The sequence below is a fragment of the Aureivirga sp. CE67 genome, assembly GCF_015767245.1.
Classification (GTDB): Bacteria; Bacteroidota; Bacteroidia; order Flavobacteriales; family Flavobacteriaceae; genus Aureivirga.
In genome coordinates this window covers 58688-75221 of record NZ_JADOTV010000017.1, presented here as the reverse complement: position 1 = coordinate 75221, position 16534 = coordinate 58688, and the positions used below count along the sequence as shown (strand labels likewise).

At 29.6% G+C, this 16534-nt stretch carries 16 protein-coding genes; 11 read left to right on the top strand and 5 right to left on the bottom strand.

The window, feature by feature from the left end; genetic code table 11:
* The first annotated feature begins 27 nt into the window (after positions 1–27).
* The 10 genes from rlmD (at position 28) to I0K12_RS16705 (ending at position 6425) form a co-directional block, all read left to right on the top strand.
* Positions 28–1437: a 23S rRNA (uracil(1939)-C(5))-methyltransferase RlmD gene (gene rlmD, locus I0K12_RS16750; RefSeq protein ID WP_196889290.1), complete on the top strand. Its 1410-nt coding sequence runs from the start codon at positions 28–30 to the stop codon at positions 1435–1437.
* Positions 1438–1509: 72 nt separating this feature from the next.
* A complete protein-coding gene (locus tag I0K12_RS16745; RefSeq protein ID WP_196889289.1) occupies positions 1510–1968 on the top strand; it encodes a DUF6452 family protein in 459 nt (152 codons plus the stop codon).
* Positions 1940–2644: a DUF6048 family protein gene (locus I0K12_RS16740; RefSeq protein WP_196889288.1), complete on the top strand. Its 705-nt coding sequence runs from the start codon at positions 1940–1942 to the stop codon at positions 2642–2644. The genes I0K12_RS16745 and I0K12_RS16740 overlap by 29 nt, the downstream gene beginning before the upstream one ends.
* Positions 2645–2670: 26 nt before the next feature.
* The gene (locus I0K12_RS16735; RefSeq protein ID WP_196889287.1) at positions 2671–3615 is read left to right on the top strand and encodes an isopenicillin N synthase family dioxygenase; all 945 of its coding nucleotides are present in this window, start codon (positions 2671–2673) and stop codon (positions 3613–3615) included.
* A 7-nt stretch (positions 3616–3622) separates the two neighbouring features.
* Positions 3623–3793, top strand: coding sequence for a hypothetical protein (locus tag I0K12_RS16730; protein ID WP_196889286.1), 171 nt, complete (start codon positions 3623–3625; stop codon positions 3791–3793).
* Positions 3790–3975: a hypothetical protein gene (locus tag I0K12_RS16725; RefSeq protein ID WP_196889285.1), complete on the top strand. Its 186-nt coding sequence runs from the start codon at positions 3790–3792 to the stop codon at positions 3973–3975. The genes I0K12_RS16730 and I0K12_RS16725 overlap by 4 nt, the downstream gene beginning before the upstream one ends.
* Positions 3951–4307 (top strand): translation initiation factor, encoded by a 357-nt coding sequence (locus I0K12_RS16720; protein ID WP_196889284.1) that lies wholly within the window; start codon positions 3951–3953, stop codon positions 4305–4307. The genes I0K12_RS16725 and I0K12_RS16720 overlap by 25 nt, the downstream gene beginning before the upstream one ends.
* 116 nt (positions 4308–4423) lie before the next feature.
* On the top strand, positions 4424–5296 hold the full coding sequence (locus I0K12_RS16715; protein ID WP_196889283.1) for a nucleoside phosphorylase: 873 nt from the start codon (positions 4424–4426) through the stop codon (positions 5294–5296).
* A gap of 75 nt (positions 5297–5371) precedes the next feature.
* A complete protein-coding gene (locus tag I0K12_RS16710) occupies positions 5372–6241 on the top strand; it encodes a substrate-binding domain-containing protein (RefSeq protein ID WP_196889282.1) in 870 nt (289 codons plus the stop codon).
* A 19-nt stretch (positions 6242–6260) separates the two neighbouring features.
* On the top strand, positions 6261–6425 hold the full coding sequence (locus tag I0K12_RS16705; RefSeq protein ID WP_196889281.1) for a hypothetical protein: 165 nt from the start codon (positions 6261–6263) through the stop codon (positions 6423–6425).
* Between the two features lie 125 nt (positions 6426–6550).
* On the opposite strand, the gene I0K12_RS16700 is transcribed toward I0K12_RS16705, so the two are convergent.
* Positions 6551–7900: a DEAD/DEAH box helicase gene (locus I0K12_RS16700; RefSeq protein WP_196889280.1), complete on the bottom strand. Its 1350-nt coding sequence runs from the start codon at positions 7898–7900 to the stop codon at positions 6551–6553.
* Positions 7901–8271: 371 nt separating this feature from the next.
* On the opposite strand from I0K12_RS16700, the gene I0K12_RS16695 reads away from it, so the two are divergent.
* The gene (locus tag I0K12_RS16695; RefSeq protein ID WP_196889279.1) at positions 8272–9240 is read left to right on the top strand and encodes a peptidoglycan DD-metalloendopeptidase family protein; all 969 of its coding nucleotides are present in this window, start codon (positions 8272–8274) and stop codon (positions 9238–9240) included.
* Between the two features lie 186 nt (positions 9241–9426).
* Here I0K12_RS16695 and I0K12_RS16690 read toward each other — a convergent pair whose 3' ends face one another.
* The 4 genes from I0K12_RS16690 to I0K12_RS16675 all read right to left on the bottom strand — a co-directional run bounded on the left by I0K12_RS16690 (position 9427) and on the right by I0K12_RS16675 (position 16419).
* On the bottom strand, positions 9427–11838 hold the full coding sequence (locus I0K12_RS16690) for an ABC transporter permease (protein WP_196889278.1): 2412 nt from the start codon (positions 11836–11838) through the stop codon (positions 9427–9429).
* A gap of 2 nt (positions 11839–11840) precedes the next feature.
* Entirely contained in the window at positions 11841–14246 is a 2406-nt protein-coding gene (locus tag I0K12_RS16685) for an ABC transporter permease (RefSeq protein WP_196889277.1), read from the bottom strand.
* Between the two features lie 89 nt (positions 14247–14335).
* Positions 14336–15037, bottom strand: a complete 702-nt coding sequence (locus I0K12_RS16680; RefSeq protein ID WP_196889276.1) for an ABC transporter ATP-binding protein — start codon at positions 15035–15037, stop codon at positions 14336–14338.
* Between the two features lie 134 nt (positions 15038–15171).
* Entirely contained in the window at positions 15172–16419 is a 1248-nt protein-coding gene (locus I0K12_RS16675) for an efflux RND transporter periplasmic adaptor subunit (protein WP_196889275.1), read from the bottom strand.
* Positions 16420–16534 lie beyond the last annotated feature (115 nt).

The following is a 16534-nucleotide window of genomic DNA, read 5'->3' as shown; positions in this document are numbered from 1 at the left end:
TTTATTAGAAAATAGTATCTTTGCCGAATGGGAAGAAAGAAGAAAAATTATATTTTCGAAAATATAGAAGTAATTGATGCAGGAGCAAGAGGAAAGAGTGTTGCTAAAGCTCCTGATGGAAGAGTGATTTTTTTAACAAATGCAATTCCAGGTGATGTAGTAGATATCCAAACAGGAAGAAAAAGAAAAGCTTATTTCGAAGGAAAAGCGATTAAGTTTCATAAACTTTCTGAGAAAAGAGCGGAGCCAGTTTGTAAGCACTTCGAATATTGTGGTGGTTGTAAATGGCAGCACATGGATTATCAATCTCAGATAGAATATAAAGAAAAAGAGGTTGTAAATAATTTAACTAGAATTGGACACGTAGAACTTCCTGAAGTTACACCTATTTTAGGTTGTAAGACAGTTTACAATTATAGAAATAAGATGGAATTTTCTTTCTCAAGTTCACGTTGGTTGACTTTTGAAGAAATCGAATCAAAAGAAGAAGTTTCGAACAGAAATGCTTGTGGATTCCATATTTCTGGAATGTGGGACAAGATTTTAGACATCGACGAATGTCATTTACAAGAAGCTCCCTCAAATGAAATTCGTAATTTCATCAAAAACTATGGAATAGAAAATAATATTGAATTCTTTAATCCAAGAGAACATTCAGGAATGCTTCGTACTATGATGCTTCGTATTGCTTCTACTGGAGAAATCATGTTGGTGATTCAGTTCTTCCAAGATGATAAAGAAAAAAGGGAAGCTTTATTAAAAGCTGTTTTAGAAAAATTCCCACAAATTACTTCGTTACAATATGTGATTAATGGTAAGGCGAATGATACTTTATATGATCAAGATATTATTCTTTATCACGGAAGAGATCACATTTTTGAAGAAATGGAAGGACTTCGTTTTAAGATTGGACCAAAATCTTTTTACCAAACAAATTCAGAACAAGCATACGAATTATATAAAATCACTAGAGACTTTGCTGGTTTAACTGGAGAAGAATTAGTTTATGATTTATATACTGGAACAGGAACAATTGCACAATTCGTTGCTAAAAAAGCGAAAAAAGTAATTGGAGTAGAAGCTGTACCAGATGCAATTAAGGATGCGAAGTTAAATGCAAAAACAAACAATATTGATAATACGGAGTTTTTTGCAGGAGACATGAAAGATGTTTTCAATGATACTTTCATTGCTACACACGGACATCCAGATGTAATTATTACAGACCCACCAAGAGACGGAATGCATAAAAATGTGGTTGCAAAAATCTTAGAAATTGCTCCAAAAAGAGTAGTTTATGTAAGTTGTAATTCTGCAACACAAGCAAGAGATTTAGCATTGATGGATGAGCAATATAAAATAGTTAAAACGCAAGCTGTAGACATGTTCCCACAAACACATCATGTGGAGAATGTTGTTTTATTAGAAAAACGCTAAAATTTTCAGAATCTTCTGATTTTTGGAAATTTTAAATCGTAAATTGCAGCTTATATAATTAAAGATTATTTTATGAGAAAATACATGTTCATTTTTCTGTCTATCATCGCAACTTTGATATCTTGTGATCGAGATGAAATTTGTACGGATGCTACAACTCCAAGGTTAATTATTAAATTTTATAATAACTTTGATAGAACAGAAAGAAAACAGGTGACAGATTTTTATGTTTGGGCACAAGATAAAGATAGTTTACCTGATTATTTTGGAGTAAATACAGATTCTATTGCAATTCCTTTGGATGTAACAGAAGATTTTACAAAGTATTTGTTTTCAAATAATGAACTAGTAGATAATATTGAATTCACTTATGGTGGAAAAGACGAATTTGTTTCAAGATCATGTGGTTTTAAAACTGTATTTGATGAGTTAGAAATTCCGAATTATACTACAGAGTGGATTAGAGAAATAGAAATTTTAAATAATAATGTAAAAGATGAAAATGAAACACATATTAACATTTACCATTAGTATTTTCCTTTTATCTTTTACTGCTTTTTCTCAACAAAATAAAGAAGAGAAAACAGATTCTTTGGCAGCTAAACAAAAATACGGAGGTATTCGTATTGGAGTTGATATTAGCAAACCTATAATTACAGCTTTTGAAAAAGATAAGAAAGCTTTTCAGGTTGTTGCAGATTATAGAATTGGCCAAAATCTTTATATCGCAGGTGAGTTTGGTTTTGATGACCACACTCGTGAAGAAGATTATTTGAATTTTACAACCAAAGGTTTTTACGGAACTATTGGTTTAAATTATAATGTTTATGAAAATTGGTTAGATATGAATAATGAAATTTATTTTGGATTTCGTTATGGATATGGTCGTTTTTCACAAACATTAAACAGTTATACAATTTATCAAATTGGGGATTATTTTCCACAGCAAACAATTGAAACTCCTCAAGAATTTGATAATTTGGATGCTCACTGGGGAGCATTAGTCGCTGGTATGAAAGTAGAAACATTTAAAAATTTGTTTTTAGGAGCAAGTGTTAGTGTTGAAAAACTTTTTACAAGTAAACAACCGGATAATTTTAGGAATTTATACATTCCTGGGTTTGAGAGAGTTTATGCCAACGACTCTGGAATTACATTTAATTATACAATCTCGTATGTGATTCCTTTTCATAAAAAGAAAAAATAAATAAACAACAAACATAATTAAGAGAGATGAAGAATATACCTAGCGTAGATTTAGCTGATTTTTTATCAGGAGATGAGGAAAGAAAGCAAAAGTTTGTAAGAGAGATTGGTCAAGCTTATGAAGAAATTGGATTTGTGGCATTAAAAGGGCATTTCCTATCTGATGAGTTATCTGAAAGGCTTTATGACAAGATCAAAGCATTTTACAACTTGCCGACAGACGTTAAGAAGTCTTACGAAATCGAAGGAATCGGAGGACAAAGAGGGTATACTTCTTTTGGAAAAGAGAGTGCAAAAGGGTTTGAAGAAGGTGACTTAAAAGAATTCTGGCACTTTGGACAAGAAGTAGAAGACGACGCAGAATTAAAAGCACAGTATCCAGAAAATGTAATCGTTAAAGAAGTAGAAGGCTTTAACGAAACAGGAAACGAAATTTATAAGCAATTAGAAAAAACAGCAACTTATGTTCTAAGAGCTTTAGCTTTATACTGTGACCTTGATGAAATGTATTTTGATAAATACGTTCATAATGGAAATAGTATTTTACGTCCAATTCACTACCCACCGATCAAATCGGAGCCTAAGAGTGCAGTACGTGCTGCAGAGCATGGAGACATTAACTTAATTACTTTATTAATGGGAGCTTCTGCTGCAGGACTACAAGTTAAAAACAAACAAGAAGAGTGGATTTCTGTAACAGCATTACCAGAACAATTAGTAATTAATGTTGGAGACATGTTACAAAGATTAACAAACAACAAATTACGTTCTACAATTCACCGTGTAGTAAACCCACCAAAAGAAGAATGGGGAGAGTCAAGATTTTCAATTCCTTTCTTCACACACCCAAAGAGTGATATGCCTTTAAATTGTTTAGAAAATTGTATCGATGAAGAGCATCCTAAACTTTATGAAGACTGTACTGCAGGAGAATTCTTAAATGAGCGTTTAAGAGAATTAGGATTATTATAAAAAAATAATGAATAAAACAGTTATTTCAACATTCACATTTGGAATATTCTTATTAGTTATAGGAGCTGTTTCTCAGTTTTTCGACTGGAAACAAGCTCCTCTACTAATGGGGATTGGAGTACTTTTTGAGACTTTAGCAGTACTTATTTTTGCTTACAATAAAATAAAGAAAAAATGAGTGAAGCAAGTCCAATCAAATTAGCAATGCTAAGTATTGCAATATTTATCGGAGCTATGAAAGTAAAAGAGCATTGTCATCTTTGCTATATTGCTCTTGTATTTATAGGACTTGGTATTTTAATTTATGCAGCCGTAAAACATTTTAGATATAAATTATGGGAAAAAAAGAGAAAAAGATAAATGATTTATCTGCTCTAGGAGGTTTTGTGTTTTCTACAAATGATGATTTTGAATATGGGTCGGACGAGGTAGCAGATACTTTAGCACCAAAAGAGCAAAGACTAGAAGCCGTTTTTTCTAATAAAGGAAGAGGAGGTAAAACCGTTACTATCGTTAGAGGATTTATTGGATCAGAAGAAGATTTGAAAGCTTTAGCAAAACTTCTAAAAACAAAATGTGGAGTTGGAGGAAGTGTAAAAGAAGAGGAGATCATTATTCAAGGAAATTACCGAGATAAAATAATGGAAATCCTTAAGAAAGAAGGATACAACGTGAAGAGAGTAGGTGGTTAATTTTAACAAGGAACTAACTTTATTAATTAGTGATTCCATGTGATAATTAGTAATTTGGACAGGATTTGTTAAAATATAATTACCTAGATAATTTAGTTAACCTAAATGAATTTAATATGAGAAGGATTGGAGAATCAGAATTAATTATCAATCCAAATGGTAGTGTTTATCATTTGAATTTAAGACCAGAAGATATTGCAACAAACATAATTTTAGTAGGAGATCAGCACAGAGTGCCAATTGTTGCAGAACACTTTGATTCTATTGAGGAGGATATTCAAAAAAGAGAATTTAGAACGATTACTGGAACTTATAAAGGAAAACGTTTTTCTGTAGTTTCAACAGGAATTGGACCAGACAATATTGATATTGTTTTAAATGAGTTAGATGCTCTTGTTAATATTGATTTTGAAACAAGAACAATAAAAGATAAGATTACACCATTAAATTTTGTACGTATCGGAACTTCTGGTTCTTTACAAGCAGATATTCCTGTAGATTCATTCGTTTTAGGTAGATATGGTTTAGGAATGGATGGTTTGATTCATTCATATGATGCAGAACATATTCTTGAAAAAGAAATGGAAGACGCATTTATTGCCCACACAAATTGGAGTCCAAGAAAAGCAAGACCTTATATTGTTAGAAATAGTGAGATGCTAGAAGAAAAACTTTCTAGTGATCAGACTTTTGAAGGAATTACAGGAACTGCAGGAGGATTCTACGGACCACAAGGAAGAATTTTGAGATTACCAATTCAAGATAACGACTTAAACAGAAAAATGGATTGTTTCGAATATAACGGAACAAGAGTAACTAACCTTGAAATGGAAACTTCAGCAATCTACGGATTAGCAAAATTATTAGGACATCATGCTTGTTCAATGAATGCAATTATTGCAAACAGAGCAAATATGACTTTTAGTAAAAATCCATACAAAGCTGTTGAAGATATTATCAAGTATACTTTAGACAAATTAGCCGAATAAAATTTAAAATATTCTGTTGAAAAGCTTTCGTAAGAAAGCTTTTTTTATTTTTATACCTTTTATAATTAATAACAAATGAAAACAATTACTGTAGGAGGAGTTCCAGAGCATTTTAATCTTCCTTGGCATTTAGCAATAGAAGAAAAATTATTTGAATCTGAAAATATAAATCTAGTTTGGAAAGATTTTCCTGGTGGAACTGGAGCAATGAATAAAGCGCTTAGAAGCGGAGAAATTGATATAGCAATTATTCTTACGGAAGGTGTCATAAAAGATATTTCAGAAGGTAATCCATCAAAAATTGTTCAGACTTATGTAGATTCACCACTTATTTGGGGAATTCATACTGCTGGAAAATCTTCTTATGAAACCATTGAAGATTTAGAAGGAAAAACAGCAGCAATTAGTAGAATTGGTTCTGGATCACAATTAATGGCAAAAGTAAATGCGAAAAATCATCATTGGGAAACAGATAATTTAAAATTCGAGATTGTAGGAAATCTTCAAGGAGGGATCGATGCTTTGACAGAAGGTAGAGCAGATTATTTTATGTGGGAACATTTTACAACAAAACCACTTGTTGATAATGGGACTTTCAATCGTGTAGGAGATTGCCCAACGCCTTGGCCATGTTTTGTGATTGCAGTTCGAGATGAAATTTTAGATTCAAATGAAGAAGAAATTGTGAAAATTCTTAGGATAATTAATTCAAAAACTAAAAATTTTGACACTTTCGAAAATAAACAAAAATACTCTAAAATGTTTTCGGAACGTTATGAGCAAAAAGAGGAAGATATCCTAAAGTGGTTAAAATTAACGAAATGGAATCAGGGAGAAAAGTTAAATAAAAAAGAATTTGAAGAAATTATATCACAATTGATTGAATATAACGTTATAGATAAAGAGTTAAAATTTTCAGAATTCACGAATTTATTATATCTTTGATACGGAAAAACTATTGAACATGAAAAAAATTATTTTTTTACTAGCGATCAGCTTTGCTTTTTCAACGTCTTTAACTTCTTGTAAATCATCACCAAAGAGTTGTGGAATGGCATCTAAGCAAGAAATTCAAAACTTAGAGAAACAATTTGAAGAAAGCGAAACAGTTGTTGCTGAAGCGAAATAACATATATTTATATATGAAAGATCTTAAAAGAACCATATCATACAGATATGGTTTTTTTTGTATAAAAATATTAGATGATATTATTTGAAAATAAAAAAGGAGATTAATCAAATCCCCTTTTTATTTTATTTACGTTTTCTCTTTTGTCCTCTTGTTTTAGGTTTTTTATATTTTTCACGCATTAGCTCTGCTTTACGTTTCTTCATATTAACCTTTTTGTTTTTCTCCTTTTTTTCGTGAAAAGCAGGTCCTACATCCTCTCTAACTGGAATTTTGATTCTTAACTCAGGAATATCTTCTCTAGGAATTTCAATTGGAGCTAATTCTGTAGAAATTTCTAAATCTTCTGGTAATTCTTTTGTAGGAACTTCCAATTTCATTAAAGCTTCTACTTTTTCTAAATTCTCTTTTTCGTTTTCAGAAATCAAACTAATTGCAATACCTTCTTTATCTGCACGTCCAGTTCTACCAATTCGGTGCATGTAGTTTTCAGGGATATTTGGTAAATCAAAATTGATTACATGACTTACTCCTTCTACATCAATTCCCCTCGCAACAACATCCGTAGCAATTAATAATTGATAGGTTCCGTCTTTAAAACTATTTACCGATAAGAAACGTTTATTTTGAGATTTATTCGAGTGAATTACTCCAATTTTATCTTCAAAATCATCTTGTAAAGTTTCATAAACAGCATCTGCAATCTTTTTATTTCCGGCAAAGACTAAAACTTTTTGCATTGTTTCATCTTGAGCCATCAATAATTTGATCAGATTGATTTTTGTATAAAAGTTAGGTGTGAAATATTTAGATTGTTGAATTTTCTCTAAAGGTGTTCCAGAAGGAGCAGCCTCTACTTTTTGAGGATTGTTGAAAAAATCTTGAATTAAAATTTCTACATCTTCAGAAAGTGTTGCAGAGAACATCAAGTTTTGAGTTCTTTTTGGTAAAAGATCAAAAATTTGAATTAACTGATGACGAAATCCAAGGTTTAACATTTCATCCACCTCGTCAATAATAAATTTCTTGATTTCTTTTAGTTTTAAAACTCCATCCAATGATAAATCAATCAAACGACCTGGAGTAGCAACTAATACATCTAAACCTTGAAAAATAAGATCTTTTTGGGTTCTAATATTTGTTCCTCCATAAACTCCACGAACTACAACATTCATATATTCCGTAAGCTTTTCTACTTCTTCTACAACCTGTGTTACAAGCTCTCTTGTTGGAACAACAATTAAAATTTGTGGAGCAGTTCCTTTTGAAAATTTCCATTGTCTCAAACTAGGTAATAAATATGCAAAGGTTTTACCCGTACCAGTCTGAGCAATTCCTACTACATCTTTTCCTGCCATTACTTCAGAAAATACTCTTTCCTGAATTGTTGTAGGATGCACAATTCCCATATCATGCAGAGCATTTTTCAAAGATGTACTTAAATTTAAATCATCAAAAGTGTTTTCTCCAGTCATAATTCTTATATCTAAAAAATGAATTTGCAAAGATACATATCCAAAATCGTTTAGAGGCTATTTTTTTAAAATTAAATAACATTAAGCTAAAATTTACCTAAAAATAATGCGTTAATTTTTAACATTTTCATTATTATATTCTTTTTAAAAATTCATTAATTTTATTAATATAAATTTAGTTGAATGAGTTTAAAATTGAATATTAGTTATTTTTAAAATAAAATATTTGAATATAATTAAAAATTTAATTAAGAATATTATAAAAAATTTAACAAAAAAACTAGTATTCTAAGCGCATTTATACTTATATATGCACAATATTTTAAAACCCCTGTAGTTTTAAAAGTTATGTTTAATTAATAAATATACAAATGTCTTTAAAGAAATTTTTAAACATTGTTTTACTAACAACATTGATATCCATAGGCTTCAAAGCAGAAGCGCAACAACTTATATATTCTACAAAGTTCAAGAACTATAATGCTGAACAAAAGAAGTTTAACAAAGCTTTAGAAGAAGCAAGATTAGAACTTGAAAGAATAGAAGCTGAGAAAAAAGCCAGAGAAGCTGCAATTAAAGCTAAAAAAATGGCTTTTTTGAACGAAAACTGGTCTAATAAAAAGTTTTTCGCATACGATCGTAAAACGATCAAAGAACCTTTCCATTTAGAATTTGATACCCTAAATTATACTTCCCCAATTGACAAAGATAAAGTGATTACTTCAAGATTTGGTTGGAGAAAGGGTAGAGCACATAATGGAATTGATATTGATCTTATAAAAGGAGATTCTATTAGAGCGATTTTACCAGGAAAAGTTCGTTATGTAAAATGGCATGGAGGACATGGTAGAACTGTTGTTGTTCGTCATGAAAACGGATTGGAAACAGTTTATGCACATATGACGAAACAATTGGTGAAAGAAAATCAAATTGTGAAGCAAGGTGATGTTTTAGGAACAGGAGGAGTTACAGGAAATGCTCGTGGAAGCCATTTACACTTAGAAGTTCGTTATAAAGGACAGCCAATTAATCCAGAATATTTATTTGATTTTTCAGATAAAAACGAAATTAGAGCGAAAGATCTTTGGGTTTCTAGAAAATATACAAATGCTGTAAACTTTTCTTCTCGTAGAAAACCTAAGATAGCCGTTCATTCTACAAAAGAAGAGGCAGAGAAATCTAGCAAAGTTCAGAAGAAAATCTATAGAATCCGAAGTGGAGATACACTTTCTAAGATTGCTTATAGAAACAATATGAGCATCACTCAGATTTGTAAACTGAACAAAATCAGTAGAAATAAAACATTAAGAATAGGTCAAAAACTTATCTTAATTGAGTAAAATAAATCTATTTAAATGAAAAAATCCGAAGTACATCACTTCGGATTTTTTGTTTTTAAAGTTTAACCCAAAACTTTAATTTAAAAAAACAATAAAAAAAGTTTTTTAAGGAATAAGAAAACGGATTCTAAAATTTCCAAAAGTCGTTCGCTGAAAATTCCTTCTACACAGATTTTGATAAATAGCTTACTCATATTTTAAATAATGTGTTGTTTTTAATTTGGTTGCGATAAAAGCTTTTGTTCCAACCACAATCAGAACTAAAAAAGTCAGAAATATCGGTGTGATGATATAAGGTAGAATCGGCATGTGAATTCTATAAATAAAATTATCTAACCAAAGTTGCATCATGTAAAAAGCAATAGGAAAAACTAAAATACTGGAGATAATTACCACTTTGAAAAAAACTTGCATCAACGGAATCATCATTTCTTTTGTTGTAGCTCCAAGTGTTTTTCGAATAGCGATTTCTTTATATCTTTCTTGAATTGTCAGACTACAAAGCGCGAATAAACCTAATGTTGCAATAAGAATTACTAAAGAAGATAGAATTTCAAAAAGAGTCATCTGTTGTTGATATTCTTTATAGCTTTTTGCAAATTTCTCGTCTGCAAATTCATATTTAAAAGGAAATTCTTTCTGATAATTTTTCTTCCAAAACTTCTCGATATAAGCAATGGTTTCTGGAATATTTTCAGAACTAATTTTAAACTGAATCGAATTTAATAAATTAGCATACCACTCTACATTTTTGAAACTTGTCAAAATCATAGGTTTGATTTCATTGTCAAAACCATGAATGTGATAATCTTTAACCATTCCAACAATTGTTGACCAACCATCATATTTATCTGTTTCAATTCCAAGTTTTACTTTTTTCCCAATAGGATTATCATAAAAATTCAAACGTTTTGCAAAAGCTTCATTTATAATGATATTACTAGAAGTATCAGAAGCAATATTTTCTTTAAAACTTCGTCCTTTAAGAATAGGAATATCATACATTTCTAAATATCCAGGTGTGATTAGATTTATTTTTGCATCAATAATTTGATCTTGATAATTCAAGGCGAATGTGATAAAATCATCTCCTGGAGGAACTGAGTTTGTGCTAATTTCATGAATAGAGGAATGTTTGATTAGTTCTTTTTTTGCTAAATCAAACTTTTTTAGATTGTCTTCTTCTTCGTGAAAATCTACAATTAAAATCTGATCTCCAGAGAAACCTAAATCTTTAGACATCATAAAATCGACTTGTTTTTGAATCACTAAAATTCCAATAATGAAAAATCCTGAAATCAAAAACTGTGTTCCTAAAATAAAATGTCTGAAAAACTTCCCTTTTTTGGTTTTAAATTGTTGTCCTTTTAAGGCTTTAATCATTTCAATTCTATAAAAATAAATAGAAGGAATTGCGCTGATAAACAAGGTGAAAATTAATACAATGAACAAAGTTTGTAGTAGCGTTTTCCAATCGAAAAGATGTAATTCAATATTCATGAATTGATTAAAATATGGAAGTATAATTTCAATCAAAATAAAACTACTAAACAGCGCAATAATTGTAAAAATCAAAACTTCAAAAAAGTAATATTTGCTTAAAACAAAAGGAGAAGTTCCCAAACATTTTTTGATTCCAATTTCTTTCGATCTTTGTGTTAAAGTAACTGTGGCTAAATTGATGAAATTTAAACCAGAAATAATCAATAATAAGATTGATAAACCAAGAAGAATCATAATCATCTGATAATTTGCTTTTCTTTCTGGTCCTGCATTATCTGCGATTGTTTTTAAATGTAAATTTGATAAAGGCTCAATAAAAACCGACATTCCAAGCTTTTCTTCATATTCTTCTAAAGTCAAACCTTCTTCTTTAGCTCCAATAGAGGAGCGATATTTGCTAAAAGTTTGATCCATTTTATCTGAAACCAGTTTTGGATCTGCGTTTTCTGTGATTTTGCAAAACAATGTTTTCGAAAACCAATCCCAATTATCAATGTCAAGATTTCTCAGTGGCACAATCATTTCTGGTTGGAAATATGACTTTTCAGGAATTTGATACACAGAAGTGATGATATAATTTTCAGAATTGTAAAACAGATTCTTTCCAACTACATCTGTAGTGCTGAAAATCTTTTTTGCAAAATCATCAGAAACAGAAACATGTGTTTTACTTTCTTTTAATTTTTCAGGATTTCCTCCCATAATTGGATATGGAAAGAAATCGAAAAAGTTAGATTGTGCATGTAATATTTTTTCACTGTAGATAGATTTTTTCTCATTTCTGACGATTCTATTTTCATAATAATTTTGTGTCAAAAAATAATCTTCTACTTCTGGAATTTCTTCTTTATAGGTTGGTCCTTCAATAAAAGTTGCTGTAGACCAAATTTCTTTTTCAGCATGACTTTCATGTAAAACTCTATAAATAGTTTCTTTCTTAGGATGCCATTGATGGTATGATTTTTCTTCATTTAAATACAATAACATCAAAGTTAAACCTGTAAAACCAAGTGTCAACCCTAAATAATTTACAAAACTATTTAGCTTGCGTTTTTGGTGATGTTTTAATAATAATTTAAACCAAATTTTTAGCATAACTATTCATATTTTAAATAATGAGTTATTTCAACTTTTGTAGCGATATAAGCTTTGATACCAACAACTAATAAAACTAAAAGAATTAGTAAAATAGGAGTGATGATAAACGGACCAAAAGGCATTTCTATTCTATAAGCAAAATTGTCAAGCCAAAGTTGCATCAGATAAAAGCTCAATGGAAGTACGATAATACTTGCAATTAATACAACTCTCAGAAATACTTTTAATAAAGCTTGCATTAATTCTTTATCAGAAGCTCCAAGTGTTTTTCGAATTGCGATTTCTTTGTATCTCTGTCTAATAGTTAAAGTTGATAAAGCATATAATCCTAGAAGTGCAATCAAGATTACAACTCCTGAAAGAATTAAAAATAATGTTTGTTGTTTCTGATATTTTTCGAAATACACAGCAAATCGTTTATCTAAGAAATCATAGGTAAATGGATAACCTTGTTCAATATTTTCTGTCCAATAATTTTCAATAAAAGCGATTGTTTCTTGTATATTTTCTTCTTTGATTTTAAATTGGATAAGATGCAAATTATTATTTTTAATCCATTCTACCGTTTTCCAGTGCATGATATGACTTGGTTTAATTTCTGTATGAAAACCTCGATAATGATAATCTTCTACAACTCCAATGACTTCAACTGGATCATCCAAATAACCAAGTTGTAATTTTTTTCCTATAGGATTGTCATGAATTCCTAATTTCTTTGCAGCTGTTTCATTGATCAAAACATTTGAAATCGTATCTGAAGCATATTTTTCACTAAAATTTCGTCCTTTAATAATTTTTGTTCCAACCATACCAAAATATTCATAGTCAACAGCATTTGTATTTGATTGAACACTTACATCTTTTGTTTCCACAGTTGTGGAGCTGTAACCTCCCATGTTTGGAACATTAAAAGCACTCGTAACTATTTCGATATTTGGATGTTTTATCAATTCTTTTTTAGCTAATTCATATTTTTTATATCTGTCCGAACTCTGTTCATTTAGTCTTACTACTAAAACTTGTTCTCCAGAAAAACCAACATCTTTATTTAGAAGAAAATTTACTTGTTTGTAGATAATCATAGTTCCTATCAAGAAAAAACCAGAAATTACAAATTGAACTCCAACCATGATATTTCTTAATAAAACTCCTTTTTTAGTTTTACCGATATTCCCTTTAAGAACAGAAACACTTTTGAATTTAATCATTAATATTCCTGGAATCAGAGCGATTAAAAAAGCGATTAAAATAGTAATTAATAATATTTTTAAAATCTCGATGTTTGGAAGAAAGTCCATTTCTAACAACATAAAAGTTGAAAAATGAGGAAGTAATATTTCTACAATAATCAATGAAAATAAAAAGGCGAAAAGGCAATGAATTGTAATTTCTAAAACATATTGAAGGAATATTTTAAAATTTGAAAGTCCTAAAGTTTTCTTTACACCAACTTCTTTTGCACGATCTAAAATACTAGCAACTGCAAGATTTACAACATTTACGACAGAAATAATAATTAAAACAATAGAAAGTCCAAAAAGCATCATAATCAGATCATAATCTCCAGTTCCTTCTGGTCCAGAATTTCCTACATAACTTTTTAATCGGACATCTGATAAGGATTCTAAAAGTGGTTGCATTCCATATTTTTCCTCATATTGCTCTACCGTAATTCCCATTTCTTTGGCTAGAACTTCTGATTGGTATTTTAGAAAAAGAGATTTCATTTTCTTTTGAACAGCATCTATAGAAGCATTTGGAGATAATTTACAAAACAACACTTTAGAATAATTTCCCCAATTTCCGTTTAATTCATTTTGATATTGACGAACAATACTCGGATTGAAATAAGATCTTTCATTTCCTTCAAAAACAGCAGTAACTTTATGAGGAATATTTTCGATAGTTAATGTTTTTCCTATTGCAGATTCATCACCAAAAAATAATTTAGCTTTCTCTTTAGAGATGGCAACATGTTCTTTAACTTCGGAAAATTTGTCAACGCTTCCTTCTATAATTTTAAATGGAAAAAAATCAAAGAAATTTTTCTGTCCTTTTGTGATATCTCTAGTGAAAAATTCTTTATCATCGATGATTACTTTTTTAGAATCATACCAATTATTATTATAATAAATGGACTCTACTTCAGGTATTTCGCTTAAAAAATATTTTCCTTCAGCATCTGATGAAGTATCCCAAATATCATTTTCAGTCGTTAAATGTGCAACTCTATAAACATCGTTTTTATTAGGATTCCATTGATTGTAAGATTTTTCTGTAAAATAATAAGTAGAAACCAAAATAAATCCAACCAAACCAAGAGTTAATCCTAGCAGATTTATAATAGTATGTAACCAATTTTTTTTACTATTTCTATATAATATTTTAAACCAAATTTTTAGCATTTTTGTTTTTTTAGTTTGATTGATTTTTGATGATGATTTATTTTATGGTATAGATGAATTTACTTTGGTGGCTGAGCGAAGCCGAAGCCCTATTGCACTAAAACATCCAATTTTTGAACATTACTATGCTCTGAAACGATTTCCCCATCTTTCATTTTTACTACTCTGCTCGAGAATTTTGCATCATATTCTGAGTGTGTTACCATCACAATGGTTGCTCCTTGCGCATGCAATTCACTAAAAAGTTCCATCACTTCATTTCCATTTTTACTATCCAAGTTCCCTGTTGGCTCATCTGCTAAAATTAATTTCGGATTTGTAACCAAAGCTCTAGCTACAGCAACTCTTTGTTGTTGTCCTCCAGAAAGCTGAAGCGGATAATGTTTTGCTCTATGTGAAATTCCTACTCTTTCCAAAATTTCATTTACACGCTTTTTTCTTTCACTAGCTTTTACTTTGTTATAGATTAAAGGAAGTTCTACATTTTCAAAAACAGATAATTCATCAATCAGATTAAAATTTTGAAATACAAAACCAATATTAGCTTTCCGAATTACAGATCTTTCTTTTTCTTTTAAGTTTGCAACTTCTTTCCCATCAAAACCATAATTTCCTTTTTCTGGCGAATCTAATAATCCAATAATATTTAATAAAGTAGATTTTCCACAACCCGAAGTTCCCATGATTGATACGAATTCTCCTTTCTGAATTTCAAGATTTAAATTGTGTAAAGCAGTTGTTTCTACTTCTTCGGTTCTGTATATTTTGCTTAAATTTTTAATTACTAACATCCTTAATATTTTTATATAATTACTATTTATTTCTTTTTAATTTTCCTTTAAAATCAAGAAGGAGAAAGGGGAGGTTAAAACTTCTCTCATAATTTAAAAAACACACCCCTTAACTCTCCTTACAGAGATTATTTTTATTTTACATTTAATAATTCCATTTCTTTAAATTTTTCATAGCTTGAAATTATTACTTTTTCTCCATTTTCCAGTCCGCTTTTCACTTCATAATAAAACGGATTTTCTCTTCCTAATTCAATTTTTCTTTTTGTAGCAACACCATTTTTCCCCACTACAAAAACCCAACTTCCTTGCGTATCTTGATAAAACATACCTTTAGGAATCAAAAGTGATTTATGATTTCCTGAAAGGAATATTTTTGATTTTAAAGACATTCCATGACGAATATCTTCTGTCAAACTATCTTGCTTAAAAAATAATTCTACTTCAAATTTTCCTTGTTTAATTTCAGGATGAATTTTAGAAATATAAATCGGAAATTTATCAGAATTCATCACAACTTCTCCCGCCAAATTCGACTCTAATTTGGAAATATAATATTCATCTACATTTGCTTCTAATTTATAACCATCATTCATATCAATTTTCCCCAATAATTCCCCTTTTTGAAAAGCTTGTCCCAACTCTGGATTAAAAGAAGAAAGTAATCCGTCAATTGGTGATTTTATCGTGAAATTTTCCTTATTACTTCTCAAGAAATCTAAACTTATATGCATCGAAGCAATAGAAGTATTAATTCCGTTTATTTGAATCGTTCGATCTATTTTTTCTTGTTCTACACTTTTACGAATTGCTCTGTTTCTGTTGTTTTGATAATGAAAAGCTTGTTGTGAAATTTCAAAATCATTTTTAGAAATAATTCCTTTATCATATAAAACAGAATCAAGTTCGTATTGTCTTTTTGCATTTTTATAATCATTTGTAATACTCAGAAGTTGCTCGTTTAAGCGTAATTCTTGATTTTTTACATTAACTAAAATATTTCTCAAATTGTTTATTTGTTCTACCATTGCAGTTTCTTGTGTCAAATAATCAAGTTCTGCTTCTGGATTATAAACTCGAACTAAAGGTTGCCCTTTTTTTACAAAATCACCATTTTCTACAAAAATTTCCGCAATCGAACCATTATTAATCACATTGATTAAAATAGATTTTTTAGGAACAACTGTAGAGTTTAATAAAACAACATCTTCAAATTCTCCAAATTTTACTTCTTTAATCAAAAGCTGATTTCGATCTAAGTTAACTTGCTTTTTATGACTAAAACTAAAAATCACTAAAACAGTAACTAAAAGACAACCCGCTAAAATCAAAAATTTAGTGGATTTGAAAAACGATTTCTTTTTTGTGATGACTTTGTCCATTGTTTATGTTTTTATTTCTTCTTCAGGTTTAAAATCAAACACACTTTTGTAAAAGTATGTTTATTCTATCTTTTGTTTCTATGGTATGAATTACGAGAAGTGTACCATTAAAAAA